Raw genomic sequence first — 26077 nt, forward strand, 5'->3', positions numbered from 1 at the left:
GAAGCCGCCACGCCGCGCGTCTTTGCCATCTAATCCTTTATTGATTTTACGCAGGAGTTTACATTGTCCACTCTCTCCAGGTCTCGTCCTTCCCGATCAACAGCAATCAACAACCGCGCCTCTGCGCTGGCGCGCTCCGTCTCGTTTCTGGCGATCTTAAGTGCTGCCAGTGTTTCCATGCCGACATCTGCGTTCAGCCAATCCGGAAACATTATCGATAATTCGGGGACAGTGCAGGGCGGTAAGGGTGGTCCTGGCAGCCGAGGCGGCGTTGCGATCTATGCTTCGGGGCAACCATTAACAATACCGGTGAGATCCTCGGCGGCGATGGTGGGGCGTCTGACACAGGCGGTCCTAATGGTGATGGCGGCGATGCTATTGTCGGTTCAAATCTGTCGATTGTGAACAGCGGCACCATTAGAAATGGCATTGGCGGCGCTCCAGGAACCAGTAACGCCGGTAAAGACGGATACGCGATACGCTTTCAAGGCGGTACGAATATACTTGAGCTTCATGCCGGTTCGGACATTACCGGGATTGTTTGGGCCGATACAGGCGGGTCGAACACATTCATTCTTGGCGGGGATACGGATGCGACCTTTGCCGGGGACATGACTTCCGGGGTAGGCGTAGACGGAAGGGCGCAATATTACGGTTTCCAGATCTATGAGAAGACCGGCACGAGCACCTGGTCGCTGACCGGTCGTTCGGAAGACTGGACGATCAAGGAGGGCGTGCTGCAAATCGGCGATGGCGGCACAAAGGGCGAGATTACTGGGGATGTCAATACCGGTCTCGACGCAAGCACCAAAGGAACGCTGGCTTTCAACCGTTCCGATCCGATGCTCTTTGGCGGCCTCATTTCCGGTACCGGCAATGTACGCCAGCTGGGAGGCGGCACGACAGTCCTGACCTCGGACAATACTTATTCCGGCGGCACGATACTGGATGGCGGGACGCTTTCGGTGAGCCGGGAAGCCAATCTGGGCGATACCGCCGGAGCGCTGAGCTTCAACGGCGGCATCCTGCAGATCACCGGCACGGACTTTCAGTCGACGGGTCGCACGATCAACTGGGGCAGTGAGGGCGGCGGTTTCGACATTGCCGATGCGAACAATGTGTTTACCGTCGGTCAGACACTTGGGGCTGGCGGTGCGTTGACCAAGCTTGGCGCCGGTACGCTCGTCCTGACGGCGAACAACAAGTATACGGGCGGGACGACGGTTTCTGGCGGCATTCTGCAACTGGGCGATGGCACGACGGATGGTTCGATTCTCGGCGATATCGTGCTTGGCGGTGGCGACCTGGTGGTCGCCACCCAGGGCGCGACGGTGCTGGATGGCAATGTCAGCGGCACGGGCAGCGTGACGCAGGACGGCACCGGCACGCTGACGCTTTCGGGCAATAACAGCTATGGCGATACCTATCTCAATGCCGGTGTGATCTCGGTCGAGCAGGAAGAGAACCTCGGTTCAGGCGCGCTCAATTTTGACGGCGGCACCTTGCAGATCACCGGCACGGATTTCAAGGGCACCAACAAGGCGATCACCTGGGGTGCGGGCGGCGGCACCTTCGACATTGTCGAGGCCAGCAATGAGTTTGCGCTGTCGAATGTCTTTACCGGTACGGGCGGCCTGACCAAGTCGGGTGACGGTATGCTGGCGTTTTCGGGCGACAGCAGCGGTTTCAAGGGCGATACCCATGTCAATGCGGGCGGTTTGCGCCTTGACGGCGGCAAGCTTGGCGGCCGACACCGGACGGATGTGCCTTGAAGCCGACTGGCATGCTCCAAACGGCACATCCAGCGACAGGACGTGTTTCGAGCACATGATCGATGGCCAGACGATCTACCAGAGGAAGGAACCGACTGGCGGCTGGTACGTGTTCAAGCATTCCGATCCGCAGGATGGCGATGAATTCGCCAAACTGGTCCCTGAGGACCTGGTTTCGGAGAAGCTGGAAAAACTCCGCAATCAATAATTGCGGGACATATTGAACGCAGAAAAAAGCTGCCGGACTGTCTTATCGGCAGCCTGCGATAAAAAGCCGGTCTGGTGGATGGTATCTGCCACCGGCCGCGCGTCTGCTCCTTGATACAACAGTCGCTATTTTCCCTTCCAGACAGGATCGCGCTTTTCGGCGAAAGCTCTGGCGCCTTCCAAATTATCCTCCGAACCATACAGAATGTCGACCGTCGCCAACTTGCGCCGCATGATGAGGTTCATCATGGTTTGGAAGTCCTCGCTTTCTGCGCGCCGGACCGTCTCCTTGATCGCGGCGTAAACGAGTGGAGGACCGGAGGCGAGCAGACGGGCGATCTCCCAAACGCGTTCTTCGAGCTTCTCCTGAGGCAGGACCTCGTTGACGAAACCCCAGCGATGAGCTTCGTGAGCGTCGATCCAGCGACCGGTCAGCAAAAGTTCCATGGCTATGTGGTATGGAATGCGTTTCGGAAGCCGGATACTTGCTGCGTCTGCAATGGTTCCGGAGCGAATTTCGGGAAGCGAAAAGGTTGAATGCTCCGAGGCATAGATCAGGTCACAGGACAGCGCCAGTTCGAAGCCGCCGCCTGCGGCCATGCCGCTGACACAGGCGATGACAGGTTTGTTCAGGTCTCGCAGTTCCTGGATGCCGCCGAAACCGCCAATTCCGTAGTCACCATCGATAGGCGCGCCTTCTGCCGCGGCTTTCAAATCCCAACCGGCAGAAAAGAAACGGTCGCCAGCGGTCTTGAGGATGGCGATACGCAATTCCGGGTCATCGCGGAAGGCTGCAAAAGTTTGACCCATCGCGCGCGATGTCGGCAAGTCGATGGCGTTGGCCTTGGGCCGATCCAGCGTAACTTCCAGAATAGCCCCGTCCCGGCGGGTTGTTATGGCGTCTTCGGCATGTGCGCTCATTTCATCTGCCTTTCCATACGGGATCGCGCTTTTCGACCGCTGCGCGCGGTCCTTCCAGCGCGTCTTCGCTTTCGATCAGCGATTTGAACAGCGGGAAATTACCGGCCCGCATGGCGGCGTAGCTTTCGGCCAGGCTCATATGTTCGGCCATACGCGCTGTCTGTTTGGCTGCGGCCACAGAAAGCGGCGCGGAGCGCAGGATACGGGCAGCGAGCGCACGAGCAGCGCTCATCAGCTCCGCCTGCGGCACCACGTCATTGACCAGACCCCAGCGGAGGAAGTCCTGCGCGCTGAAACGCCGTCCTCCATAAAGAACTTCGTTCGCTATAACCTTGGGCAGGAGCTTGGGCAGAACGAATGAGCCGATATCCGGCAGAACCCCGAGCGAAGTTTCCGGCAGCCAGAATTGCGCGTGGTCGGCGGCGATGATGAAATCGGCAGTCAGGAGAATTTCGAAACCCGCGCCGATGGCATAACCGTTGACCGCGCAGATGACGGGCTTCTCCAATCCGGGCAATTTGGAAAAGCCATAGATTCCACCCTGACCATAGTCGGCGATATACCCATCTCCGCCGGTCGAAGCCGCTTCGTTCAGATCCCAGCCGGCGGAAAAAAACTTCTCGCCCCCGCCTGTGAAAATAGCAACGCGCAGATCCGGGTCGTCGCGAAACATGGCGAAAGCATCGCCCAGCATTCGGCTGGTTGGCTGGTCGATGGCATTGGCCTTTGGCCGGTCGAGCGTGATCTCCAATATCTGACCGTTGCGAACGGCCTTCACCTCGTCAGTCATCAAGCTCTCCTGTTGCGTATCAGGGCATCGACGGCGATTGCATTATCCGCTGTGACAATAAGCGGGTTGATGTCGAGTTCCTCAAGTTTCCCTGCCTGTTCGAGCGCATAGTTGCCAACCTGCCACGCGGCCTCGACGGCGGCTTCGATATTGGCTTTTGGCCTGCCCCGAAAGCCGGTGAGAAGGGATGCGGAGCGCAGGGAAAGAAGCGCCTCGCGGATTTCCTCGCGGCTCGCAGGTAAGAGCAGCGACCGTGTATCGTTCCAAAGCTCAACCATCACGCCACCTGCGCCAATGGTCAGATAAAGCCCGAATTGCGGGTCGCGCGCGATGCCGATAATCAGTTCAGCCACACCACCCTGAACCATTTTCTCGACGAGAAAATCGCATTTCAAAGCAGTAAGCGAGAGGGCGGCAGTGCGTACTGCTTCGGCATTCGCCAGATTGAGGCACACCGCCGCCATTTCCGTTTTGTGAAGCAAGTTCTCACCCACCCCCTTGAGAACGACGGGGTAACCCAGCTTTTCGGCAAGGGCGACAGCATCGTCGATAGTCGATACTACGCCGCCCGTCGGGGTTATGAGGCCGATTTCGCGCAAGGCGGATTTCGATGACCACTCATCCATTGCGGTGGCTGCAGATGGCGACGCTGGCGCTTGGTCAGCCAGCATTGGAGATTGCGGTTTCGACCAGATTTCGCCAACCCAGGCAGCATTGGCTGCCGCCGCGAGCGCAGTTGCAAGCCCCATCATAGGTGCTATTCCTGCGGCTGTTAGACGTTCGGCACGGGCTTCCGTCATGTTCTCCGGCAGGCTGGCAACCAGCGCAAAGCGACCGCCTCCAGCTTCGTGCGCCGCTATCGCCGCTTCGAGCGATGTTTCGCAACCATTGTCAACACAACGGTCCCCACGGGGGAAGTCGAGCACCAGTATGGTCAGGCCGAAATTGCCATCGAGCATGGCGCGATAGGTCTCAGTCAGCGACGGCCCGTTTCCCCATGTAAAGGTGTGGTAGTCGAGGGGGTTGGAGATGGTAACCATCTCGGGCAGGGTGGCGCGAAGCCTGTTTGCCTCGTCCGGCGCCAGCGGTCTGAGATCGAGACCAGTGGCGCTTGCAAGATCGCCGACAAGTGAGGCTTCGCCGCCCGAACAGCTCATCGAGCCAAGGCTGTTGTCCGGTGAGGGGCCAAGCACATGGAGCAGTTTCAGCGTTTCGACAAATTCGTCGAGCGTTCCAACACGCACGACGCCACATCGCGCAAAGAAAGCGTCGGCAAGCGTGTCTGCTCCAGCTAGCGATGCCGTGTGTGACAGGGTCATCGCCTGTGCCGCAGCTGAAGTTCCAACCTTGATGGCGACAACCGGTTTTCTCATCTCACGCGCTCTGGCGAAGACACGTTCCAACCGCGAAATATTGTCGAAGCCTTCTATATGCAAACCGAGAACGGTAACCCGGGGGTCTTCGAGCGCGGCTTCCGCCAATTCGGAAAGACCTGTCTGTGCCTGATTTCCGGCTGTCAGCACATAGGCAATGGGAAGACCCCGGCGCTGCATCGTAAGATTGATAGCTATGTTGGAAGACTGCACGACAATGGCGGCGCCGCTTTCCACCCTCTTGCCGCCATGCTGGTCGGGCCACAGCAAGGCTCCATCAAGGTAGTTGATGAAGCCGTAGCAGTTGGGGCCGAGGATCGGCATTTCGCCTGCCGCCGCCAGCAGGGCCTGATTGCGTTCGGCGCCGTCGGATACTTCGTTGAAGCCAGAGGCAAAGCACACTGCGCCGCCACTCCCCTGCGCTGAGAGCTGGCGAACAATATCGATTGTTCCGTCGCGGTTGACGCCGATGAAGCTTACATCCGGTGCGCCGGGAAGGTCGGCGACAGATCGGTAGCAGGGAATATCGTCGATAGTATCGCGGGTGGGGTGGACAGGCCAGAGTTCCCCCTCAAAGCCCATTTTATGGCATTGCCTGAGCACCGCCGTAGACCATCCTCCGCCGAAAATGGCTATGGAACGGGGACGCAAGACACGAGACAGGTTCTTTTTGCTCACGATCAGGCTCCGAGCGGGCGAAGGAGGTCGCGGGCGATGATATGGCGCTGGATTTCGCTTGTGCCGTCCCATATCCGCTCGACACGCGCATCACGCCAGAAGCGTTCCAGCGGGAGATCGTCCATCAGGCCCATGCCTCCATGCACCTGAATGGCCCGATCGGTGACGCGAGCCAGCATTTCCGATGCGTAGACTTTCGCCGAGGCAATTTCGCGATTTGCCGGCAATCCCTGATCGAGACGCCAGGCCGCTGCCAGCGTCAGCCAGTCGGCGGCGTCGATTTCGGTGACGGAATCGGCAAGCTGGAAGCCGACGCCCTGAAAGCGGCCGATGGGCTGGCCAAATTGCTTACGCTGGGCGGCGTAGTCGACCATCATGTCGAATACGCGACGGGCACGTCCAACCGCCATCGTCGCAACTGTTATGCGGGTCGCGTAAAGCCACTCATTCATGACCGCAAAGCCACCATCCACCTCTCCGAGCACCTGCGCATCGGGAAGACGGCAGTCGTCGAATTCAAGGATCATGTTCTTGTAGCCGCGATGGCTGACGGATTTGTAACCCTCGCGGATGGTGAAGCCCGGTGTTCCACGGTCCACCAGAAAGGTCGTGATTTTCTTCTTCGTTCCGGCGGAGGACTGTTCCTCGCCCGTCGCCATGAAGACAATGACGAAGTCGGCGTGCTCGGCGCCGGAAATGAAATGCTTGGTGCCGTTCAGCACCCAGTCGCCGCCGTCGCGGCGCGCATTGGCTTTCATGCCGCGAATGTCGGAGCCGGCGTCGGGCTCGGTCATGGCAAGTGCATCCATCCTTTCGCCGCGCACCGCTGGCAGGAGATAGCGCTCGATCTGCTCACCCTTGCAGGCCATCAGGATATTTTGCGGGCGTCCGAAGAAATGGGTGAGCGCCATCGACCCGCGTCCCAGCTCGCGCTCCACCAGCGCGAACTCAAGATGCGAAAGTCCGGGGCCACCCGCCGATTCCGGGAAATTGCTGGCATAGAAGCCAAGTTCGATGGTCTTCCGCTTGATTTCGTCGCCGATTTCCTCCGGCACGTAGCCAAGCCGCTCGACGGTGGTTTCATGCGGATAAATCTCGTTCTCGACAAAGCTCCGAACTGTCGAGACGATCATTTCCTGTTCTTCAGTCAGTCCGAAATGCATAGCGTTCCTCCCAGTCGCTTTGCCAGACCGTCCCGGCCTATGGCGTCGTTATTTCTATAAGTGCGGGCCCCTCGACCGCCTGGGCGCGGTGAAGCGCCCCGGCGAGTTGCGCAAGGTCGAGTGCGCTTGGATGAAGCGCATCCTGATTGTCTTGATTAGTCAGGCGGATATGTTCCCCTGGTATGCCATAGGCCTGCGCGAGCTTGAGAAAATCGGGAGGTGTGGGGCGCACGCCCACGGGCTCGATGCCCCGAGAAAGCATGTAATCTTCGATTTCCTGATAACCGTGATTGTTCCAGACGACGAAAATCACAGGCGCTTTTTCGTCTGCGGCAGTGCCAAGGGTGCCGAGACAGAACTGGAAACCGCCGTCTCCCACCAGGCAGACCACGGGTGTGTCGCCCTGCGCAAGACTGGCGCCCACTGCGGCCGGGGGGCCAAATCCGAGCGCGCCGTACCCGGTTGAAGCATTGAACCAGCTTCGTGCGCCATCGGCTTCGAAGAAAAGGTTGCCAGCATAGGCGAGCTGCGTGGAATCCCCGACTATGATACTGCCGGGCAGCGCATCCCGAATGGTGTCCAGAACTCCGGTCAAAGCCTGCATCTTGGGTGAAAGGAAATCGTATGCCGCAGCCTTGGCCGCTGTTGCGCGCTCCTTTCCGCCCTCACGTGGTGCCTGAGGAAGAAGCTGCAGAGCAGAGATGATCTCTGCCGTTATTGGGGCGGCATCGCCCACGATCATCAGGCCAGCCGGTGCGCTGGTTGCTTCCGCATCCGGGTCGACGTCGATGCGGATCATGCGGGCAGGAGGCTCGAAACCACCATCCACATACATATCGTAATCTGTCGGACCGAACTGTGTTCCAATTGCAATGACGAGATCGGCATCGGCGATCAGCTGGCGGATAGGCGGCAAGCTGGGGCTTGCCTGCACCGCGAGCGGATGACGGCCAAGCAAACCACGGGCGTTCGTTGTGGTCACCACCGGGGCGTCAAGCATCTGCGAAAGGGTGGAAATGGCATCACCCGCCCGGTTGGCGCCCCCACCTGCGAGGATCAAAGGACGGCGGGCTTCGGCGCAAAGGGTTGCAGCGGCTTTGATTTTCCCGACATTGGAATCCACAGCCGTAGCGCTCGCAGCTACCGGGGGCTTGCGCAAATTTCCTTCAAACGGGGCTTCCATAAGGTCCGTCGGGATTTCAATATGGACAGGGCCCGGACGTCCGGATTTCATCCGAGCGAAGGCACGGCCAACCAGTTCTGCAAGATCGCCGGGCTGTTCCAGTCGCTCTGACGACAGGACGATTGTTCGCATGGTCGCGGACTGATCGGGAAGCTCGTGCAGGTGCCCCTTATATTGTCCAAGCGTGTGGCGCGCGTTGACGCCCGAAATGACCAGCATCGGTATGGAATCGGCTCGGGCCTGGGCCATCGGGGTTATCGCATTGGTAAGTCCCGGACCGGTAATCAGCAGGCAGACACCCGGCTTGCCCGAAACCCGCGCATAGCCATCTGCCATGAAGCCCGCATCCTGTTCGTCGCGGGGGGTAATATGCCGGATGCTCGATCCCGCAAGACCGCGATAAAGTTCGGCTGTGTGCACGCCCGGAATGCCAAATACTGTCTCGACATCGTATGCTTCCAGAAGGCGGATCAACGCTTGCCCGACCGTTATTTTGGTGCTCATGAAACCAGACTTTCCGCTCTGTAGTTCAGGCTGCGGGCAAAACGGGCGATGCGATCACATGCCTCGATTATGCTGTCTTCAGGAACGGTGACGCTCATGCGGACCAGATTCTTCGCCACCTGACCGAAAGACGTGCCGGGCATCATCGAGACATAGTGTTCCTCAAGCAGTCGGCTGGCGAATTCCTCGCCATTGAGGCCAGTGCCGCCAATATCCAGCAGCACGAACATGCCCGCTTCCGGCATCAGGGGCTTGATCCCCGCAACGCCTTGCAAACGCTCCACGATCAGCTCGGACCGCGCCTTGTACTGCGCGCGCATGACTGAGGCTGTCGGCAGATCATGTGTCAGCGCATAGGCTGCCATGTCGGCGATGAAAGGCTGTCCACCGAAGAGCATGGATTCGGAGAAAGGCAGCAATCTCTGACAAAACTCCTCGGAACCGACCGCCCAGCCTGCACGAAAGCCGGGGGCTGCGTGCGACTTCGATATGGAGGAGACCACGATGGTACGGTCAGCCATTTCGGGAAGGTCGAGCGGCGACGCAAATGCGGCGCCGAAAGTAAGCTCTTCATAGACCTCATCGCACACGATCCAGAGATCGTGCTTGCGGCAGACTTCGCTGATCGCAGCAATTTCGGGTTTTGTGAGAACCGCTCCGGTCGGATTGTGCGGGTTGTTGAGAAGCAATGCCCGGCAGCCGGGCGTGATTGCCGCTTCCAGTATTTCCGCTCGAAGATGAAAGCCATCGTCGGCCCGCAGTGGCACCGGGACGATATCGGCTCCGGGCGCCCGCACCACGCCTTCATAGGTTGCGTAATAGGGATCGGGGACGAGAACCTTGTCGCCACTCTCGACCAATCCAGTCAGAACGGCATAAAGCGCTGTTTGGGTTCCGGGAAAATAGAGGACATTATTGGTCGTGATGACACGGCCGGTGCGCTTTGAATATTTTGCCGCCAGCGCCGCCAGCACCGCCGGTTCGCCGCGACCGCTGGAGTAGCGTGTGCGTCCGGCGCGCATGGCGTTATTGCAGGCTTCGAGCAGCGAGGAATCGGGGGCAACGTCGGGTTCGCCGATCGTAAATTCTATGACGGGATGGCCAAGCACGCGCAGTTCCCTGCCTCGTGCATGGACCCGCCATTTGTCCGAACCCAGTCCTGAGAGTCTATCGGTGATGGAGGCGTAATGCATGTCATTCTCTCGGAAGTGGTGGCGCGTCAGGAAGCTCGATGCCGAGAAGAGCGCCGATTGAGCTTAGTCCGATGCCAATTTGCGTGGTTTCGTCGATTTCATCCGCGCTGAGACAGCCTTCGATCCAAAGGCCATCAATCAGGGCGTTGACTGCGATGGCAAGTTTCCGGCACGATTGCGGGGTCGGTTCCCGGCCTTCTGCCGATAATACCTCGGCAATCAAGGTTTCCGTGGCTCGCCGGAAAGCGAGATACCCTTCGCGATGTTCGTGCTCCAGATCCGGATCAAGATGAACCTGGCTCACGAAAGTCGCCCAGAGCGAAAGCATCCGGGGATCGGCCACGGCTCCGCCAAGGCTGGCTGCGATGAACCGCGTCAGCCGGTCGTGGGGCGTGCCGCCATCCGATTCCAGAACGCTCAATGCGGGCAGGGTCATCATTTCGATCATGCGCTGGTAGGCGGCGGCGATGAGATTGGCCTTCGATGCGAAATGATGGCGGATCAGGCCATTGCTGACGCCTGCACGCGCCGCAACTGCACGAACCGTTGTCGCCTGAATTCCGAGATCGGCAATGCAGTCGAGCGTAGCCTCTATCATGTCCGTGCGACGATCGAAGTCCGGCGCACGTCGAAACGATGCGGTCATCCTCTCCTCCCTCGATGTCTGACTATGCACTTGCGCAATACTTATTCAAGTGTATAGTCAACGTCAAGGGAACGGTTGGCCGCTTGTCGAGAAGTCGAAAGAACTCCGAAGTGGCTGATAATAAAGCAATATCCAGGTGGCTTGCGACAAACCGTAAAGGTGTCGGGCCAAGGGAGGTTTGTGCCGCATGAGTCAAGGCGAAGAGGCGATCTCCGTCGTCGACCTTCACAAGCGTTTCGGTGATCTCGAGGTGCTTAAAGGCGTTTCACTCAGGGCGCGCGAGGGCGATGTTATCGCCATTATTGGCGGATCGGGCTCCGGCAAATCGACATTCCTTCGCTGCATCAACATGCTGGAATTGCCAACATCGGGGGCGGTCACCATCCACGGTGAAACCATCGTCATGCGAAACGCCGGCAATGGCGGCCAGATACCTGCGGACCGAAGGCAGATCGAGCGTATTCGCACGCGGCTTGGAATGGTCTTCCAGAGCTTCAATCTATGGCAGCACATGACCGTTCTGGAGAATGTGATCGAAGCGCCTGTGCATGTGCTGGGCGTGCCGAAGGCCGAAGCGACAGAGCGGGCCGAAGCGCTTTTAAGGCGCGTCGGACTTTACGAGAAGCGAGACGTCTATCCCGCTTTCATGTCCGGTGGCCAGCAGCAGCGTGCCGCGATTGCGCGGGCGCTGGCGATAGAGCCGTTGGTGATGCTTTTCGACGAGCCGACATCTGCGCTGGACCCTGAACTGGTCGGCGAGGTTCTCACTGTTATTGGTGATCTGGCCAAGGAAAAGCGCACGATGATCCTGGTTACGCACGAGATGAAGTTCGCGCGCAAGGTCGCCAATCACATCGTTTTTCTGCACGATGGCAGGATTGAGGAAGAGGGACCTCCCGAAGAGGTCTTCGGGGCGCCCAAATCCGAGCGATTGAAGAAATTTATCAGTTCAACACACTGAAATGGGAATGGGAGGAGTACCAATGAAGTGTCTTTTAGCTAGTCTGTGCGTTGGTGTAACATTTGCCGTTGCGGGCGTGGGGGCGGCAAGTGCCGAACAGGTGAAGCTCGGTATCGCAGCCGAACCTTATCCCCCTTTCACGGAACCGGACGCCACGGGAAAATGGCACGGCTGGGAAATCGATTTTGCGGATGCAGTCTGCAAAGAGGCCAAGCTTGATTGCGTGATAACGCCGGTCGCCTGGGATGGCATCATCCCCGCACTCACGACGGGCAAGATCGATATGATCGTCGGTTCAATGTCGATGACGCCTGAACGTCTCAAGACGATCGATTTCTCGGACAAGTATTATAATACGCCGACGATCGTCATCGGCACCAAGGATCTCAAATTCGACGCGACGCCGGAGGGGTTGAAGGACAAGACGATTGGCGTGCAGGTTTCTACCATCCATCAGGCTTACGCGGTGAAGCATTTCGCGCCCGCCGGTGCCACGATCAAGGAGTATCAGACGCAGGACGAAGCCAACAACGACCTCACCGCCGGGCGCATCGATGCCGTGCAGGCGGACTCTCTGGCTCTGCGGACGTTCCTTGCGACGGATAACGGCAAGGCATGCTGCGAGGAAAAGGGAACCGTCGCTAAGGATGTTGAAGTTCTGGGACCGGGCGTAGGCATCGGATTGCGCAAGGGCGATACGGAACTCAAGGACAAGCTGAACGCCGCGATCAAGGCCATCCGTGCGAATGGAACCTACGATACCTTCACCAAAAAATATTTCGATTTCGACATTTACGGTCAGTGAGTTTCCTGGCCAGCCGGTATCTCTTCGGCTGGCCTCCCTGATTTCAGCATGAACGGAACTGCCCATGGATGCACCATTGATCAACTGGAGCCTGCTTGCTCTCAATCCGCCGGGATGGGGAGGGGTGCTTCTGCAGGGTTTCTGGCACACGCTGCAAATTGCCGTTGGCGGTTATTCGCTCGGTCTGCTGATCGGCATGTTCGGTGCGCTGGGCAAGCTCTATGGCGGTCCGATCATCCGCGACCTTCTGGAAGTGTATACGACAGTGGTCCGCGCCGTGCCGGAACTGGTGCTGATCCTTATCCTGTACTACGCGGGCACCGATCTGTTGAACCAGCTGCTTGCTCTGTTTGGCCATGGCAAAGTCGATATCAGCGGGCTTGCGGCCGGCATTTTTGTCATCGGTGTCGTGCAGGGCGCATATTCGACGGAAGTCCTGCGCGGTGCGATCAAAGCGATCGCGCCCGGCCAGATCGAGGCGGCGCGCGCATTCGGCATGCCCCCGTCCAAGATGCTCAGACGCATCACGATACCGGCCATGCTGCCCTTCGCCATACCTGGCCTTGCCAATCTGTGGCTTATCTCAACCAAGGATACAGCCCTTCTGGCGGTTGTCGGCTTCAGTGAACTGACGCTGGTGACGAGACAGGCAGCGGGCACGACCAAGCATTATCTGCTGTTCTTCATGGCGGCTGGCGTGCTGTACCTCGGGCTTACCCTGATTTCGAACGTCTTCATCGGCATTGTCGAGCGGCGCGCGCGCCGTGGTTTCGCACGGATTGACTGAGATGAGCACATCTTCAGCAGTATTGGGAAACCGGACATCCGCCAGAAACTGGCTCGAACCGCACCGCCTTGTGCTGATTATCATTGCTATCGCACTGTTTGCCTCGGCGGTGGTGTTTGGCCGCTGGGACTGGCTGCCGCAATACCTGCCCCGTCTGGGTTCCGGCATCGTGGTAACTCTGTTCATGCTGTTCGGGTCTGCAATTCTGGGGTTTATGCTGGCTCTTCCCCTCGGATTGCTTCAGGTGACTGGCCCATGGTGGTTGAGCTGGCCAGCGAAGGCGTTCTGCACCGTCATCCGGGGAACACCATTGCTGCTGCAGCTTTGGCTGCTCTATTACGGCCTTGGTTCGCTATTCCCCTCCATTCCCGGCATTCGCGGCTCTTTTATCTGGCCTTATCTGCGCGAGGCATGGCCATATGGACTTGCCGCGCTGACGATCTCTTTCGCGGCCTATGAGGGGGAGGTCATGCGCGGTGCGTTTGCCGGCGTGCCGTCCGGCGAGTTGCAGGCCGGTCGTGCATTCGGCATGTCGCCCTGGAAAGTGTTTCGCCGTATCTGGCTGCCGCGCGCGATCCATCGCGCGCTGCCCACACTGAACGGCGAAACAGTCCTCCAATTGAAATCGACGCCGCTGGTGGCAACCATAACCGTCGTCGATGTCTACGGCGTCGTTTCGCGGGTGCGCCAGGAAACCTATCTCACTTATGAGCCGCTTCTGCTGCTGGCCTTGATCTACATGATATTGACCGCGGGTCTGGTCCTGGTCTTCCGGCGTCTTGAGAACCGAATTCCGACAAGAGGTGCTTGAATGCGCGATTTTTCAACTGCTATTCGCAACAACCTTCCAGAGCTGACAGCACTGCGGCATGACCTTCATGCCTACCCCGAACTGGGGCTCGAGGAGAAACGGACTTCCGAGATCATTGCGCGGCAGCTCGAGGCTCTGGGATACAAGGTCACGCGAGGACTTGCGAAAACCGGGGTCATCGGGACTTTGACCAATGGATCGGGCTGCAAGTCGGTCGGCATTCGTGCTGATATCGACGCGCTTCCCATTCATGAGCAGACAAATCTGCCCTATTCCAGCAAGTCCCCGGGTCTGATGCATGCCTGTGGACATGATGGCCATACGACGATGTTGCTCGGTGCTGCCAAGGCTCTGGCTGAGCGGCGTAATTTCGACGGAACCATTCATCTGATTTTCCAGCCAGCGGAAGAGAATTTCGGCGGCGCCAAGATCATGATAGACGGAGGATTGTTCGACCGTTTTCCTTGTGATGCTGTTTTTGCCCTTCATAACGATCCCGGCATTCCCCTCGGCAAGTTTGCCTTCCGCGATGGGCCGATCATGGCTGCGGTCGATGAGGCATTTATCAGGGTGAACGGCTACGGCGGTCACGGTTCGGAACCGGAAAAAACTGCCGATCCCATAACAGCGGGCGCTTCGATTGTGATGGCCCTGCAGACCATCAAGTCGCGTAACGTGCCAGCGCTCGATCCGGCGGTTGTGACGGTTGCCGCATTCCATGGTGGTTCGGCCAGCAACATCATTCCGTCGACGGCAGAAATCGTCGTCGGTATTCGCACTTTTTCGCCCACCATCCGCGATCAGATCGAGCAACGCATCAAACGTGTTGCAGCGCATCAGGCAGAGAGCTTCGGACTCACCGCTGAAGTGGAATATCTGCGCAGTTATGATGCGACGATCAACCATGCCGCGGAAACTGATTTCGCCCGCTCCCTGGCGGTGAAGTCGTTTGGCGCGGCGAACGTGATCGATCTGGAGCGTCCTTTCATGGGCAGCGAGGATTTTGCCTATATGCTCCGTGAGCGGCCCGGAACCTACTTCTTTGTGGGCGGCGGTAAGGGAGAGAACGACTTCCAGCTCCACCACCCGTCTTACGATTTCAACGATGATCTGATCCCCATCGGCGCGGCCTTCTGGACCGAGCTTGCTGAAGCCTATCTCAAACCCGAGTGATTTCCATGACCGCCGTTTATCAATTCAATGCAGCTATCGTCCGCACGCCGGGACGATCCGTCGTCAATGGTTTGCGCGCCGATGACAGGGGTAATCCGACCTACGAAGGTGTCAGGGAAGAACACGAAGCCTATGTGCAGGCGTTGCGAAACGCTGGTGTCGAGGTGACGGTTCTGCCGCCGATGGAGGATTTTCCGGATTCGATATTTGTAGAAGATCCGGCGCTGGTGTTCCACGAAGGCGCAGTTCTGCTGCGTCCCGGCGCACCATCGCGCATGGGTGAGACGGCTGAAATCGAACCGGTTCTGCGTTCGCTCTTTGAGAATGTCGTGTCGCTCCCTTCGCCCGGTTTTGCCGATGGCGGTGATGTGCTGGTGACGCCCAAGGTGGTGATGATCGGCCTGTCGGCCCGTACCGACAAGAGTGGCGCCGAAGGGCTTCGGGCTGCACTGGCAGGGCTCGGACGCGCCGCTGAAATTGTCGAGACGCCGAAGGGTGTACTGCACTTCAAGACCGACTGCTCGCTGCTAGACGAGGAGACGGTGCTTGCGACGCACAGGCTGGCGGGTTCCGGCTTCTTTCGAGGCATGCGTGAAATTGTGACGCCGGAAGGTGAAGAGGCAGCCGCCAATGCGCTTCGGGTCAACGATGTCGTTTTCGTCGGCGCGGACTATCCCCGCACGATCGATAAGCTTGATAAGGAGGGATATAAGGTTGTCCCCCTCAAGACAGGCGAAATCGGGCGGATCGATGCAGGCCTGTCATGCATGTCGCTCAGATGGCGGCGATAGTCTGAAACAGGTTTTAAAATGGATCGGCGCGGTAATTCCGCGCCGATTTTCGTTTGATGTTGCTTCAGGCCCGACGCCTCTACGATGACGCGTTCAACGCACGAGAGAACGTTTGAAGCGAGCTTCGAGTTTCGCCTGGCCATATTCCAGAACGACGGACAGGGCCCAGTAGATCATCGATGCGGTTATGAGCATTTCGATGTGCCGGAACTCGGTCTGGCCTTGTGTGCGGGCAAGATACATGAGTTCCCATACGCCGATGACGGAGACCAGCGACGAGTCTTTCAGCATGGCGATGAACTGGTTGCCCGTTGGCGGAATGATGATGCGCATCGCCTGAGGAAGAATGACCAGCCACATTGTTTGTGATGGTCCGAGGCCCAAGGCCGCGGCACCTTCCTGCTGTCCGCGCGGGATGCTTTCGATGCCGGCACGAAAGATTTCCGTCATGTAAGCGCCATAGCACAGGGACAGCGCCAGAATACCGGCGGGAATCGGCCCGATGACATAACCCACCTGCGGCAAGCCGAGGTAAATAATGTAAATCTGCATCAGCAATGGCAGGCCGCGGAAGAGCGAAGTGTAGAACGTCGCCAGACCGTAGACCAGACCGTTCTTGGAGAGTTTGGCCACAGCGCCGATGAGCGCCAGAACGGTTGCGAAGAAGATGGAGGCGGTGGAAATATAAAGCGTCGTAACGACGCCCTGGCTGATGAGAAATCCGATCTTTCTGGCGATGAATTCAAACGAGAGATTGAATGAATAAAAGAAGATCATCAGCAGCAGGAACAGTTCCGCCCAAATGGCGATGATCTGTGCCCAACGCGGAAAAAGTCTCAGAAAGCTCCAATTGGCGAAGATTATGAGACTGAGCAGAACAGAGGAAAGCAACGTCGCCTTGGTGAAACCCGCCTTCGCGACTTTGGGATCGATCCCCAGCCAGTTTGTTATGCCCGAGAACCGGACATTCATGAAACAGAAGAGCGCTGTCAGGATAACAAAAAACGCTACCTGAACAGTCCGTTTAGCGGCCTCCGGCCGCGTCAGAAAAAACCTCCCGAGCATATTTTCTCCCCTGTCAGCCTGCTTTTCGCTCGGCAAGCCAATCCTGCATCTGCAATTTCCAATAGGTCAGCTGGGCAGCTGCGAGACCCGCAGCTCCTCCGGCCCAGACCAGCCCGAATTTTTCGAAAAGCTTGTACCGGTCACTTTGTCCGCAGATGGCTTCGGCGACGACCTTGCCGCCGATGGCGGTCGTGTTGAGCCCGTGGCCGCCAAATGCCGTGCAATACCAGGTGGCGCGGTCCAGCTTGCCGATCTGTGGCATGAGATGTCTCGCATAGGACATAAGGCCCGACCATGCGAGTTCCGTCTTCAGCGACGCGAGCTGAGGGTAGGTCCCCTCCATTTCGCTGCGCAGTTCCCGCACGACGCCGGGCGTATCCGCTGCTCTTGTCGTGATGCGTCCGCCCCACAACAGTCTGCGGCCACCGTCGATCACACGATAATAGTCGCCCGCCCGCCGGTTATCACCGATGGCGGATGTGGTGCGAATTGCCGACGCAATCAGTTCGGGCGCTTCCTCGCTTACCATCACATAGGTTGCGATGGGCAGGTAGGCCCGCTTGATCTGCCCGACGAGCCCGTCTGTGTAGCCGCCGGTGGTTATCAGCACGGCGCCTGCTTTGACCTGTCCCTGAGCCGTCTTTACAAGCTTGCCATCACCGGGGTCGAGCAATTGAACGACACGGCTGTGCTCGAATATCCGCCCGCCAAGCCGCTCTATCTCGCGCCCAAGCGCCCGCAGATAATTCAAGGGATGGATATGAAAGGCATTGGGATCAGTGACAGACTGGAAATAGCGTCTGGAATTCAAAATGTTGCGGGTTTCGGCTGTTGTATGGAAATCGAGCTTGTAGCCGTAGTCGCGGTAGAGTTCGTCGGCGTAGTGCTTCAGGCTGTCGCCATCGTCATAGCGACGAACGCTCATGATGCCGGGTGATAGCTGGGCTTCCTCGATATTCAGCGAGGCAATGTTCTGGCGAACGAACTCGACGCCTTCGATCGACATTTCGTGAAGCGTTTTGGCGACATTGCCCCCGGCACGGGCGGCAATCGCATCGCCGCCGGTCGCAAAACCGGGGCTGACAAATCCGCCATTGCGCCCTGATGCGCCGAAGCCAATGCTTTCGGCTTCCAGAACAGCTACTTTCTTGCCAGCGCGCGCCATCTGCAAGGCAGCCGACAATCCGGCAAGCCCGCCGCCAATCACCGCGACATCTGCTGTTATCTCACGCTCCAGCGTCGGACGTGCGAAGTCGTCTGCCTTGGTACGGCTGTAGTAAGTGACGGGATATGTCATCGTAACACCAAAATAAGGGTATCGGATGAGCCACCGCATGGATGGCTCATTTCAATATCGAAGCAAGGGAAAGGTCAGTCGGCGCTGTAGTCCTTGCCGTACCACTTTGCAGTGAGCGTTCCGAGAGTGCCGTCGGACTTCATCTGCTTGATGATTTCACCAATCTTGGCGGTCCATTCGGGATCGTTCTTCTCGGCGATAACGACGAGCGGCTCACGGAAGGCATAGTCGCCTTCGAGGATTTTTACGGGATAGCCGTTCTTGATGGCGTTCTGAGCCGTCTGCTCCGGTGCGACGATCGCATCGATACGAACGCCATCTCCCAGTCTCAGGTCGTCGAACGGCAGCATGGAATCCGCGAAGGTGCGAATTTCACCGGGTTCGAGCTTGTACTCGATGGGGGGATGGCCAGGTGCGTCGATCTCCAGCTGGTGACGCGCATAATCTTCCGACGTGGTGGCTGTCTCGACGCCGATAACCTTGCCTTTGAGGTCAGCGACCGATTTCGCTTCGCTGTCCTTGTGCACGACATAGACATATGGGCTGTAATAATAAATGCCGGCAAAATCGATGACATTGGCGCGCGCCTTGGTCGGCGTGACCGATCCGACGCCTACGTCATAGCGTCCCTGCCAGCGTCCGCCGGTCAAGGTTGCCCAGTCCGGTGTCTCGAAGGATACGGCGACGCCCAGACGCTTGCCGATCTCATTGGCAACGTCAACGTCGAATCCCACGAGCTGGTTGGAATCGTCCAGAAAGCTTTGCGGAGGCCAGCCTGCATTGGTTGCAACAACCATGGCCTTCTTTTCCATGACGCGATCCAGCGTCTCACCCGCATGAGCCGCAAATCCCGTTGCCAGAATAGCGCCTGCGATACCCATTATTGTTATGATTTTTCTCATCTTATCGACCCCTCCACTGGTCTGACGCACGAGCATTGCATAAACACGCAAGCGTCGGCTAGGCCACTCGCAGAAACGAATTATGAAATTAGCGTATGATTATATGCTAATCGTGCAGGATTCCGCTGAGGGAGCGCGAATTCGGGGCCGTTCATGTCCCACGGCCCCGATAAGGCGAGTAACGCCGTGTGTCGGCGGCTACTGATTGCGTACCGCCATCGCCGTGACTTCCACCCGCATCTCCGGCGTGGCCAGTCCCGCCACGCCGACAGCGCAACGAACCGGAAAAGGTTTCTTGAAGAAGCGCAGGTAAACCTCGTTAAATGCAGGACGTTCGTTGATATCGGTCAGATAGATCGTCAAATGAATGACGTTGGCCAGACTGCTGCCTGCCTTTTCAAGTGAAGTCCTGAGACTGTTGAGCGTACATTCGCTCTGCGCGGTTATATCGCCGGTTTCCATTGTGCCATCTGCCCGGATGGGAATATGCGTGGTTACCAGCAGGTTGCCGATGCCTGCGACATCGGAGGAAATCTCGCTCTCATCCGTGTCTTCAAGGAAATAGGGCGTCGTGCTGTTTGTCATGGTCATTCTCCCAGTGTCTCAAAAGTGTGAAGCGGTTGTCGGACAGGTTGCCTGTTAAAACAAGTCGCATCGTGGTGGACAAACGGCTCGAGAGCCGTTCTGGCACGTCTGGCCGTTAATCGGTGGAAACGTGGTAGCAATAATGTGTATCGATCGGGGCGGGCAACCTATTGCGGTGGTGATCGGGCAGGTCTAAGAAACAGGGTTGGGAGCGAGGAGGCTTCCACTCAACGACGACCGCTCCGGTCTGAAGGCAATCCATGACAGAAAAACATTCTCATCGCGGGCTCGTTGTTGCCGCGATCATGGCAAGCATGGGCATGATTGCAGTCGAGGCTACAATCGTATCGACCGCAATGCCGCAGATCGCTGCGCAACTGGGCCAGCTCAATCTCTATTCCTGGGTTTTCTCATCGTTCCTCTTGACCCAGACCGCGACGACCGTCGTGTTTGGAAAACTGGCCGATATATACGGTCGCAAGCCAGTGCTCATTTTCGGCATTGCCCTGTTCCTGATCGCGTCGATACTGGCGGGCTTTGCATGGTCGATGCCTTCCATGATTGTCTTCCGGCTATTGCAGGGCATTGGGGCAGGGGCGATCCAGCCCGCATCCATGACTGTTGTCGCCGACCTTTTTCCGGGCGCACAGCGCAGCAAGGTTCAGGGATATCTTGCGAGCGTCTGGGCGCTGTCAGCCGTTGTCGGCCCGCTCCTTGGCAGCCTGATCATTCACAATCTCAGCTGGGCGTGGGTGTTCTGGATAAACGTGCCGGTCGGTATGCTGGCGGCGTCGGGCTTTCTCCTCTTCCTGCATGAAGAAAAACGCTCCAAGCCCGTATCGGTCGATGTGCTTGGCGCAGCGCTTTTTGCCGTCTCGATTTCATCCCTGATGATTGCGCTTACCCTCATGGAAAGCGCCGTCTCGCCGGAAGCGGTTCTGGCATTGGTTCTCTTCGGCTTGTCGTTGGTTGCCTTCATCTGGCAGGAACGGCGGGCAAAGGAACCCATGGTCGCGCCCGGCTTGTGGCTGAAGCGACCGATCGCATTTTCCAATCTGGCGGTTTTCCTTGCCAGCATGTCGATCATGGGACTGACGACGTTTCTGCCGATGTATGTGCAGACGGTTCTCGACCGTTCTCCGGTGGTCGCGGGCTTTGCCCTGACCATGCTGCTGCTCGGCTGGCCTTGCGGAGCGACGATTGCTTCGCGGCAGTTTACGCGGTTTGGATTGCGTCCGATCATGATCGTCGGAAGCATTTGCATTCCGATAGGAACCTCGTTGCTCGTCATGCTTGACCCGTCAAGCTCGGCCACGATGGCGGGCGCCGGTTCGCTGATCATGGGATTCGGAATGGGCCTGCTCAACATCGGGGCGCTGATCTTGACGCAGGACAGCGTGAACTGGTCGGAACGCGGGAGTGCCACTGCATCGAATGTCTTTTCGCGCAATCTTGGCAGCACGCTCGGAGCGGCCATTCTGGGCGCGGTGCTGACATACGGTCTTGCCAACGCCAATCATGGTCAGGCTATTACGTCAGACCAACTGCGGGATCTCCTGAATGGCGCTGACATGCTCATCGATCAGCAGGAACTTCGATTGGCCCTTCAACACGCGCTGCACACGACTTTCATAGCGATGATGCTCATTGCCGTGTTGATCGTGCCAGCTTGTCTCTGTGTGCCGGGGGTTAAACGGACATACGAAGAAAACGTGGTCACCTGACGCTCGCTTTATTCACAGGTCGAGGATTCAGCTGGCGCTTGGCGCTGGCTGAACAGGTGACCTTGCGGAAATCGTATGGAAATACGCCTGAAAAAGCAAAAATCCCGGACGAAGCCGGGATTTTGTTGCAAATATGATCGGAAAACTGGAGCGGGCGAAGGGATTCGAACCCTCGACCCCAACCTTGGCAAGGTTGTGCTCTACCCCTGAGCTACACCCGCTCGCGCCAGTCGTTTCCGTCAGGCAGGCGGTATATGAACTAACGCTTCCGAGATTGCAACAGGGAAATTACATGAAAATGTCATTTCGACGAAATTGGCTGTGAGGCGTTGGCTAACTATCCGTAGTTATGTCATTATTTCGAGGTGTAGGGCCTGGTTTCAGCTGTGATTTCTTCCCCGGACAGGAGACAGGCGCCTGCTCGGGGCGCTGAATTCTGTAGGATTGGTGCGAGTCAGACCGCAGTGCTTCGGACAAGCAATCCAATTTGTTTTGCGTGGTTTCTAAGCCTCTATCCATGGTCTATAAGCTGTGGTGTGTCGCCGAAGCGTGAGGAGCGCGGCGGCATGTGCAACATATTCAATGCCGAACAGAATAGGGTGGGACCATGCCTTTGTCGCCGAGCGAGCTACACGACTATCTTGATAAACTCGGTATCGAAGTAAAGACTGTTGAACATCCTCCCTTGTTCACGGTCGCCGATTCCCAAAGTCTGCGCGGTGAAATTCCGGGCGGTCACACGAAGAATCTCTTCCTGAAAGACAAGAAGGACAATTTCTTTCTCGTGACGGTCGAGGAGGACGCGGTGGTCGATCTGAAGTCGATCCATCAACTGATCGGTGCGGCAAGCCGTGTTTCGTTTGGCAAGCCGGAAAAGCTGATGGATTATCTGGGTGTGATTCCCGGTTCGGTCACCGTATTCGGCGCTGTCAACGATACCGCACACAATGTGCAGATGATCCTCGATGCCGATCTCATGAAGCATGATGTCATCAACGGGCATCCGCTGACCAACGACGCCACGACTTCCATCAAGCGCGACGATCTGGTTGCTTTCCTCAAGTCCACGGGACACGAACCGCGCATTCTGGCCGTTTCCGAGCGTGCCAAGGCTGATGCTTCGGTATAGACTGGTGGTCGGAACGGCAGTTTTCCCACGCGGCGATTGGCGATTGAAGTGGGAAGCAGAAGCGCTAAGTTACAGCGCAACTGCTGAATCGACCGTCTTGAAATTGGCTTTCGAAGATACGAACTGAATGAACGACGCGGCCTTGCATGCGGAGCGTTGCATCGACCGGAAAATACGAAGGAATTTCTTATGAGCAGCCAAAACAATCCTTATGCTGGCGCGGGTGGCCAGATGACGGCGAATGTCGCTTTCGGCGCGCCGCAGGCCGCTGCCGGAGGAGCGGATCTCGTCAAGGACACCACGACTGCAAGCTTTCAGGCGGATGTAATCGCAGAATCCCGCAAGCAGCCGGTGCTGGTGGATTTCTGGGCGCCCTGGTGCGGCCCCTGCAAGCAGTTGACCCCGATCATTGAAAAGGCGGTCCGCGAGGCTGGCGGCGCCGTCAAGCTGGTCAAGATGAATATCGACGACCATCCGGCGATTGCCGGCCAGCTTGGCATTCAATCCATTCCGGCAGTCATTGCTTTCGTCAACGGTCAGCCGGTTGACGGTTTCATGGGGGCTGTCCCGGAATCGAAGGTGAAGGAGTTCATCGCCAAGGTTGGTGGGCCGAGTGACGCGGAAACTGCGATTGCCGAGGCAATCGCGGCGGCGAACGAACTGGTCGAAGCTGGCGATTTCGTTCAGGCGTCGGAGATATTCTCGTCGATCCTTCATGCAGTCCCGGATAATGTCGATGCAGTCGTCGGTCTTGCGACCTGCCTTCTGGAATCCGGCGACGCGGAAAAGGCGCGGGAAATTCTGGCCCAGATTCCTGCAGACAAGCAGAACGCGCCTGCCGTCCGGGCGCTGGAAGCACGTCTTGCACTGGCCGACCAGGTCAAGCTCATCGGTGATCCGATTGAACTCGAAAAGCGAATTCAGGCTGATCCCAATGATTATCAGGCCCGGTTCGATCTTGCGCAGGTGCGTAACGCGCAGGGGCGGCGTGAAGATGCGGCCAATGAGCTGCTTTTCGTCATGAAGGCCAGCCGCGAGTGGAACGATGACGGTGCGCGCAAGCAGTTGCTCCAGTTCTTCGAGGCGTGGGGCAATGCCGATCCCGCGACGCTCGGCGCACGGCGCAAGCTGTCGTCGCTTCTGTTTTCCTGACCGCAAGCGGTCGGGAGCATGGCGGACAAATTGCGCTTTGCCCGCCATGCGGATTCCAACTGTTAGGGCGCATGTCGCGTGAGCCCTAAAGGGAGGTTGTAATGCAAGTGGGCAATGCCCGTTACAGGACGGGCGCGGATATTCCTGAGACTGTGCCGGTTTTCCCGTTGAAAGGGGCGCTGCTTCTGCCCGGTGGCCAGCTTCCGCTCAACATTTTTGAACCGCGCTATCTGGCGATGGTCGAGAATGCGCTGGCCGGCAAGCGCATCATCGGCATGATCCAGCCGAAAATCGACGGCGAGGATGATGAGCCGACCGACGAGCTGGACGAAAGCCTTCGCCCACAGTTGAGCAGTGTCGGTTGCCTTGGCCGTATCACCACTTTTGCCGAAACCGGCGATGGCCGGTTGCTGATCACCTTGCAGGGCATCTGCCGTTTTCGCGTGCGCGAGGAGATCAATTGCCGCCAGCCTTATCGGCAGTGCCGGATCATGCCGTTCCTTGCCGACCTGGAGCAGTCGCGGGAGTCATCGGAGATCGACCGGGAAGCCTTGCTGGGTGCGTTCCGGGATTATCTCGAAGCGCACAATCTGGAAGCCGATTGGGATAGTATCGCGCGGGCAAACAACGAAACCCTCGTCAATGCGCTCTCCATCATGTCGCCTTTCGGCCCGGCTGAAAAACAGGCGCTTCTGGAAGCCCCGGATTTGAAGACGCGCGCAGCGACGTTGATCGCCATCACCGAAATGGTGCTGGCCCGAGTAAAGGACGACGATTTCGGATCGCGTTTACAGTAGATTTCAGGAATAGGATCATGGATGACAAGACGGAAACCGGCAATATCGACGTGCGCCTGCTGGAACTTCTCGTATGCCCTATAACCAAAGGGGCGCTGGAATATGACGCGGAACATGGCGAACTGATCTCGCACAAGGCAAAGCTTGCCTATCCGGTCCGGGGCGGCATTCCCATCATGCTGCCGTCAGAAGCGCGCAGTTTGACGGAGTGATCGCGGGCCTTTCTGGTGCTGGCTGGAGGCTTCGCGCGCCGGACTATGTCTGCTTTTTCGACTGTTATATAATTTCCACACAGGCCCCTATCTTTTTCATTAGTTTCAGCCATGCGCATTATTGCTTGTCGGACAACGGGGCTCTATAACCCTCGCGGAACTTGATAAAGATGATGGCGGACGGCCTCCTGCTGTTTGTTGTTGTCGTGAATTTGAACGCGATATTCTTGATAACGCGGATCTCCGTTTTGCGGAATATGCGAAATAAAACAGAGGCTTGGCATTATGGCATCCAGAAAACTCCTTCTCCTGCCCGGCGACGGCATCGGCCCAGAGGCGATGGCGGAAGTCCGCAAGATCATCGCTTTCCTCAACTCAGGCCTCAATCTCGGTTTCGAGACGGAAGAAGGTCTGGTTGGCGGTTCCGCCTATGATGCGCATGGTCAGGCGATTTCCGATGCGGATATGGAGAAAGCTCTGGCCGCCGATGCCGTGCTTTTCGGTGCCGTTGGCGGTCCGAAGTGGGACAGCGTGCCTTATGAAGTGCGCCCTGAAGCCGGTCTTCTGCGTCTGCGCAAGGACATGCAGCTTTATGCAAATCTGCGTCCGGCCATCTGCTATCCGGCGCTGGCCCATTCTTCCTCGCTGAAGCCGGAAGTTATCGAAGGTCTCGATATCCTCATCCTGCGCGAGCTGACCGGCGGCGTCTATTTCGGCGAGCCGAAGGAAATCATCGACCTCGGCAACGGCCAGAAGCGCGGCATCGATACGCAGGTCTACGACACCTACGAAATCGAACGCATCGCCGATGTCGCCTTCGAGCTGGCGCGTACGCGCCGCAACAAGGTCACGTCGATGGAAAAGCGCAACGTGATGAAGTCCGGCGTTCTGTGGAATCAGGTCGTCACCGCGCGTCACAAGGAAAAGCACGCCGACGTGGAACTGGAACATATGCTGGCCGATGCTGGCGGCATGCAGCTCGTGCGCTGGCCGAAGCAGTTCGACGTCATCGTCACGGACAACCTGTTCGGCGATATGCTGTCGGACGTGGCCGCGATGCTGACCGGCTCGCTCGGCATGCTGCCGTCGGCTTCCCTTGGTGCGGTCGATTCCAAAACCGGCAAGCGCAAGGCGCTTTACGAGCCGGTTCACGGTTCGGCACCGGATATCGCAGGCAAGGGCGTTGCCAATCCGATTGCGATGATTGCTTCGCTTGCCATGTGCCTGCGTTATTCGTTCAATCTCGTCGACGAAGCGGATCGTCTGGAAGCAGCGATTGCACAGGTTCTCGATGATGGCCTGCGCACTGCCGACATCTGGTCGGAAGGCAAGTCCAAGGTCGGCACCGTCGAAATGGGCGACGCAATCCTCGACAAGTTCTCCAAGCTTTCCGCTGCATAAGCGCGACAGGATCGCTTGATATATGGCCCGTCATGCAATCTGCATGGCGGGCTTT

The 26077-nt window shown here is 57.9% G+C and carries 25 protein-coding genes and 1 tRNA gene; 14 read left to right on the top strand and 12 right to left on the bottom strand.

What is annotated here, in order from left to right; all coding sequences use genetic code 11:
• Positions 1-611 precede the first annotated feature (611 nt).
• Together ACS5UA_RS07160 and ACS5UA_RS07165 are read left to right on the top strand one after the other, a co-directional pair.
• Positions 612-1772 carry an autotransporter-associated beta strand repeat-containing protein gene (locus ACS5UA_RS07160; protein ID WP_241083996.1) on the top strand — a complete coding sequence of 387 codons (1161 nt, stop codon included), beginning with the start codon at positions 612-614 and terminating at the stop codon, positions 1770-1772.
• Positions 1741-1980 carry a DUF995 domain-containing protein gene (locus ACS5UA_RS07165; protein ID WP_241083995.1) on the top strand — a complete coding sequence of 80 codons (240 nt, stop codon included), beginning with the start codon at positions 1741-1743 and terminating at the stop codon, positions 1978-1980. Before ACS5UA_RS07160 ends, ACS5UA_RS07165 begins: the two co-directional genes overlap by 32 nt.
• 125 nt (positions 1981-2105) lie before the next feature.
• Here ACS5UA_RS07165 and ACS5UA_RS07170 read toward each other — a convergent pair whose 3' ends face one another.
• From ACS5UA_RS07170 to ACS5UA_RS07200, 7 genes are read right to left on the bottom strand one after another with little or no spacing between them, the layout of a single operon-like run.
• The gene (locus tag ACS5UA_RS07170) at positions 2106-2900 is read right to left on the bottom strand and encodes a carnitinyl-CoA dehydratase (protein WP_021588151.1); all 795 of its coding nucleotides are present in this window, start codon (positions 2898-2900) and stop codon (positions 2106-2108) included.
• 1 nt (position 2901) lies between these two features.
• Entirely contained in the window at positions 2902-3690 is a 789-nt protein-coding gene (locus ACS5UA_RS07175) for an enoyl-CoA hydratase-related protein (protein ID WP_443101239.1), read from the bottom strand.
• Entirely contained in the window at positions 3690-5747 is a 2058-nt protein-coding gene (locus ACS5UA_RS07180; protein ID WP_277402828.1) for an acetate--CoA ligase family protein, read from the bottom strand. The genes ACS5UA_RS07175 and ACS5UA_RS07180 overlap by 1 nt, the downstream gene beginning before the upstream one ends.
• Positions 5744-6904 carry an acyl-CoA dehydrogenase family protein gene (locus ACS5UA_RS07185; RefSeq protein WP_176073033.1) on the bottom strand — a complete coding sequence of 387 codons (1161 nt, stop codon included), beginning with the start codon at positions 6902-6904 and terminating at the stop codon, positions 5744-5746. Before ACS5UA_RS07185 ends, ACS5UA_RS07180 begins: the two co-directional genes overlap by 4 nt.
• Positions 6905-6941: 37 nt before the next feature.
• On the bottom strand, positions 6942-8591 hold the full coding sequence (locus ACS5UA_RS07190; protein ID WP_443101240.1) for a 5-guanidino-2-oxopentanoate decarboxylase: 1650 nt from the start codon (positions 8589-8591) through the stop codon (positions 6942-6944).
• On the bottom strand, positions 8588-9784 hold the full coding sequence (locus ACS5UA_RS07195) for a pyridoxal phosphate-dependent aminotransferase (RefSeq protein WP_443101241.1): 1197 nt from the start codon (positions 9782-9784) through the stop codon (positions 8588-8590). Before ACS5UA_RS07195 ends, ACS5UA_RS07190 begins: the two co-directional genes overlap by 4 nt.
• 1 nt (position 9785) lies before the next feature.
• Positions 9786-10430, bottom strand: a complete 645-nt coding sequence (locus ACS5UA_RS07200) for a TetR family transcriptional regulator C-terminal domain-containing protein (protein WP_266030636.1) — start codon at positions 10428-10430, stop codon at positions 9786-9788.
• A gap of 187 nt (positions 10431-10617) precedes the next feature.
• Between ACS5UA_RS07200 and ACS5UA_RS07205 the strand changes: the two genes are divergently transcribed.
• The 6 genes from ACS5UA_RS07205 (at position 10618) to ACS5UA_RS07230 (ending at position 15758) form a co-directional block, all read left to right on the top strand.
• Positions 10618-11391, top strand: coding sequence for an ABC transporter ATP-binding protein (locus ACS5UA_RS07205; protein WP_266030634.1), 774 nt, complete (start codon positions 10618-10620; stop codon positions 11389-11391).
• A 22-nt stretch (positions 11392-11413) separates the two neighbouring features.
• The gene (locus tag ACS5UA_RS07210; RefSeq protein WP_100652244.1) at positions 11414-12196 is read left to right on the top strand and encodes a transporter substrate-binding domain-containing protein; all 783 of its coding nucleotides are present in this window, start codon (positions 11414-11416) and stop codon (positions 12194-12196) included.
• Between the two features lie 64 nt (positions 12197-12260).
• Positions 12261-12983 (top strand): ABC transporter permease, encoded by a 723-nt coding sequence (locus tag ACS5UA_RS07215; protein ID WP_021588144.1) that lies wholly within the window; start codon positions 12261-12263, stop codon positions 12981-12983.
• A 1-nt stretch (position 12984) separates the two neighbouring features.
• Positions 12985-13794 (top strand): ABC transporter permease, encoded by an 810-nt coding sequence (locus ACS5UA_RS07220; protein ID WP_266030631.1) that lies wholly within the window; start codon positions 12985-12987, stop codon positions 13792-13794.
• Entirely contained in the window at positions 13795-14967 is a 1173-nt protein-coding gene (locus ACS5UA_RS07225) for a M20 aminoacylase family protein (protein WP_273771148.1), read from the top strand.
• 5 nt (positions 14968-14972) lie between these two features.
• Positions 14973-15758 (top strand): dimethylarginine dimethylaminohydrolase family protein, encoded by a 786-nt coding sequence (locus ACS5UA_RS07230; RefSeq protein WP_266030627.1) that lies wholly within the window; start codon positions 14973-14975, stop codon positions 15756-15758.
• A gap of 93 nt (positions 15759-15851) precedes the next feature.
• Here the strand turns inward: ACS5UA_RS07230 and ACS5UA_RS07235 are convergent, their stop codons facing one another.
• From ACS5UA_RS07235 to ACS5UA_RS07250, 4 genes are all read right to left on the bottom strand, one after another.
• Positions 15852-16823 carry an amino acid ABC transporter permease gene (locus tag ACS5UA_RS07235; RefSeq protein ID WP_151660703.1) on the bottom strand — a complete coding sequence of 324 codons (972 nt, stop codon included), beginning with the start codon at positions 16821-16823 and terminating at the stop codon, positions 15852-15854.
• A 13-nt stretch (positions 16824-16836) separates the two neighbouring features.
• On the bottom strand, positions 16837-18120 hold the full coding sequence (locus ACS5UA_RS07240; RefSeq protein ID WP_443101242.1) for an NAD(P)/FAD-dependent oxidoreductase: 1284 nt from the start codon (positions 18118-18120) through the stop codon (positions 16837-16839).
• Positions 18121-18194: 74 nt separating this feature from the next.
• Entirely contained in the window at positions 18195-19022 is an 828-nt protein-coding gene (locus tag ACS5UA_RS07245; protein ID WP_420703404.1) for a transporter substrate-binding domain-containing protein, read from the bottom strand.
• A 198-nt stretch (positions 19023-19220) separates the two neighbouring features.
• Positions 19221-19607 (bottom strand): RidA family protein, encoded by a 387-nt coding sequence (locus ACS5UA_RS07250; protein ID WP_006472221.1) that lies wholly within the window; start codon positions 19605-19607, stop codon positions 19221-19223.
• Between the two features lie 260 nt (positions 19608-19867).
• Here ACS5UA_RS07250 and ACS5UA_RS07255 point away from each other — a divergent pair, with 260 nt between their 5' ends.
• Positions 19868-21331: an MDR family MFS transporter gene (locus ACS5UA_RS07255; protein WP_273771147.1), complete on the top strand. Its 1464-nt coding sequence runs from the start codon at positions 19868-19870 to the stop codon at positions 21329-21331.
• A gap of 146 nt (positions 21332-21477) precedes the next feature.
• On the opposite strand, the gene ACS5UA_RS07260 is transcribed toward ACS5UA_RS07255, so the two are convergent.
• Positions 21478-21552: transfer RNA gene (locus tag ACS5UA_RS07260), tRNA-Gly, on the bottom strand.
• Between the two features lie 386 nt (positions 21553-21938).
• Here ACS5UA_RS07260 and ACS5UA_RS07265 point away from each other — a divergent pair.
• The 5 genes from ACS5UA_RS07265 to leuB all read left to right on the top strand — a co-directional run bounded on the left by ACS5UA_RS07265 (position 21939) and on the right by leuB (position 26022).
• A complete protein-coding gene (locus tag ACS5UA_RS07265) occupies positions 21939-22460 on the top strand; it encodes a prolyl-tRNA synthetase associated domain-containing protein (RefSeq protein WP_266030625.1) in 522 nt (173 codons plus the stop codon).
• A gap of 189 nt (positions 22461-22649) precedes the next feature.
• The gene (gene trxA / locus ACS5UA_RS07270; protein ID WP_266033421.1) at positions 22650-23612 is read left to right on the top strand and encodes a thioredoxin; all 963 of its coding nucleotides are present in this window, start codon (positions 22650-22652) and stop codon (positions 23610-23612) included.
• Between the two features lie 101 nt (positions 23613-23713).
• Positions 23714-24409 (top strand): LON peptidase substrate-binding domain-containing protein, encoded by a 696-nt coding sequence (locus ACS5UA_RS07275; RefSeq protein WP_006468552.1) that lies wholly within the window; start codon positions 23714-23716, stop codon positions 24407-24409.
• A gap of 17 nt (positions 24410-24426) precedes the next feature.
• Complete coding sequence (locus ACS5UA_RS07280) at positions 24427-24621, top strand: Trm112 family protein (RefSeq protein WP_006468553.1); 195 nt, start codon at positions 24427-24429, stop codon at positions 24619-24621.
• A gap of 285 nt (positions 24622-24906) precedes the next feature.
• Positions 24907-26022 (top strand): 3-isopropylmalate dehydrogenase, encoded by a 1116-nt coding sequence (gene leuB / locus ACS5UA_RS07285; protein ID WP_006468554.1) that lies wholly within the window; start codon positions 24907-24909, stop codon positions 26020-26022.
• Positions 26023-26077: the final 55 nt, after the last annotated feature.

Origin of the sequence: Brucella sp. RRSP16 (genome assembly GCF_052246815.1) — a bacterium.
GTDB classification, from domain to species: domain Bacteria; phylum Pseudomonadota; class Alphaproteobacteria; order Rhizobiales; family Rhizobiaceae; genus Brucella; species Brucella intermedia.

What these genes read in the sequence shown, in the direction of transcription:
- ACS5UA_RS07255 (WP_273771147.1), top strand. Translation starts at nt 19,868, where the DNA reads ATGACAGAAAAACATTCTCATCGCGGGCTCGTTGTTGCCGCGATCATG.
- ACS5UA_RS07240 (WP_443101242.1), bottom strand. Translation starts at nt 18,120, where the DNA reads ATGACATATCCCGTCACTTACTACAGCCGTACCAAGGCAGACGACTTC.
- ACS5UA_RS07175 (WP_443101239.1), bottom strand. Translation starts at nt 3,690, where the DNA reads ATGACTGACGAGGTGAAGGCCGTTCGCAACGGTCAGATATTGGAGATC.
- leuB (WP_006468554.1), top strand. Translation starts at nt 24,907, where the DNA reads ATGGCATCCAGAAAACTCCTTCTCCTGCCCGGCGACGGCATCGGCCCA.
- ACS5UA_RS07275 (WP_006468552.1), top strand. Translation starts at nt 23,714, where the DNA reads ATGCAAGTGGGCAATGCCCGTTACAGGACGGGCGCGGATATTCCTGAG.
- ACS5UA_RS07245 (WP_420703404.1), bottom strand. Translation starts at nt 19,022, where the DNA reads ATGAGAAAAATCATAACAATAATGGGTATCGCAGGCGCTATTCTGGCA.
- ACS5UA_RS07195 (WP_443101241.1), bottom strand. Translation starts at nt 9,784, where the DNA reads ATGCATTACGCCTCCATCACCGATAGACTCTCAGGACTGGGTTCGGAC.
- ACS5UA_RS07280 (WP_006468553.1), top strand. Translation starts at nt 24,427, where the DNA reads ATGGATGACAAGACGGAAACCGGCAATATCGACGTGCGCCTGCTGGAA.
- ACS5UA_RS07265 (WP_266030625.1), top strand. Translation starts at nt 21,939, where the DNA reads ATGCCTTTGTCGCCGAGCGAGCTACACGACTATCTTGATAAACTCGGT.
- ACS5UA_RS07170 (WP_021588151.1), bottom strand. Translation starts at nt 2,900, where the DNA reads ATGAGCGCACATGCCGAAGACGCCATAACAACCCGCCGGGACGGGGCT.
- ACS5UA_RS07205 (WP_266030634.1), top strand. Translation starts at nt 10,618, where the DNA reads ATGAGTCAAGGCGAAGAGGCGATCTCCGTCGTCGACCTTCACAAGCGT.
- ACS5UA_RS07225 (WP_273771148.1), top strand. Translation starts at nt 13,795, where the DNA reads ATGCGCGATTTTTCAACTGCTATTCGCAACAACCTTCCAGAGCTGACA.
- ACS5UA_RS07160 (WP_241083996.1), top strand. Translation starts at nt 612, where the DNA reads ATGACTTCCGGGGTAGGCGTAGACGGAAGGGCGCAATATTACGGTTTC.
- ACS5UA_RS07190 (WP_443101240.1), bottom strand. Translation starts at nt 8,591, where the DNA reads ATGAGCACCAAAATAACGGTCGGGCAAGCGTTGATCCGCCTTCTGGAA.
- ACS5UA_RS07200 (WP_266030636.1), bottom strand. Translation starts at nt 10,430, where the DNA reads ATGACCGCATCGTTTCGACGTGCGCCGGACTTCGATCGTCGCACGGAC.
- ACS5UA_RS07230 (WP_266030627.1), top strand. Translation starts at nt 14,973, where the DNA reads ATGACCGCCGTTTATCAATTCAATGCAGCTATCGTCCGCACGCCGGGA.
- trxA (WP_266033421.1), top strand. Translation starts at nt 22,650, where the DNA reads ATGAGCAGCCAAAACAATCCTTATGCTGGCGCGGGTGGCCAGATGACG.
- ACS5UA_RS07185 (WP_176073033.1), bottom strand. Translation starts at nt 6,904, where the DNA reads ATGCATTTCGGACTGACTGAAGAACAGGAAATGATCGTCTCGACAGTT.
- ACS5UA_RS07250 (WP_006472221.1), bottom strand. Translation starts at nt 19,607, where the DNA reads ATGACAAACAGCACGACGCCCTATTTCCTTGAAGACACGGATGAGAGC.
- ACS5UA_RS07235 (WP_151660703.1), bottom strand. Translation starts at nt 16,823, where the DNA reads ATGCTCGGGAGGTTTTTTCTGACGCGGCCGGAGGCCGCTAAACGGACT.
- ACS5UA_RS07220 (WP_266030631.1), top strand. Translation starts at nt 12,985, where the DNA reads ATGAGCACATCTTCAGCAGTATTGGGAAACCGGACATCCGCCAGAAAC.
- ACS5UA_RS07215 (WP_021588144.1), top strand. Translation starts at nt 12,261, where the DNA reads ATGGATGCACCATTGATCAACTGGAGCCTGCTTGCTCTCAATCCGCCG.
- ACS5UA_RS07210 (WP_100652244.1), top strand. Translation starts at nt 11,414, where the DNA reads ATGAAGTGTCTTTTAGCTAGTCTGTGCGTTGGTGTAACATTTGCCGTT.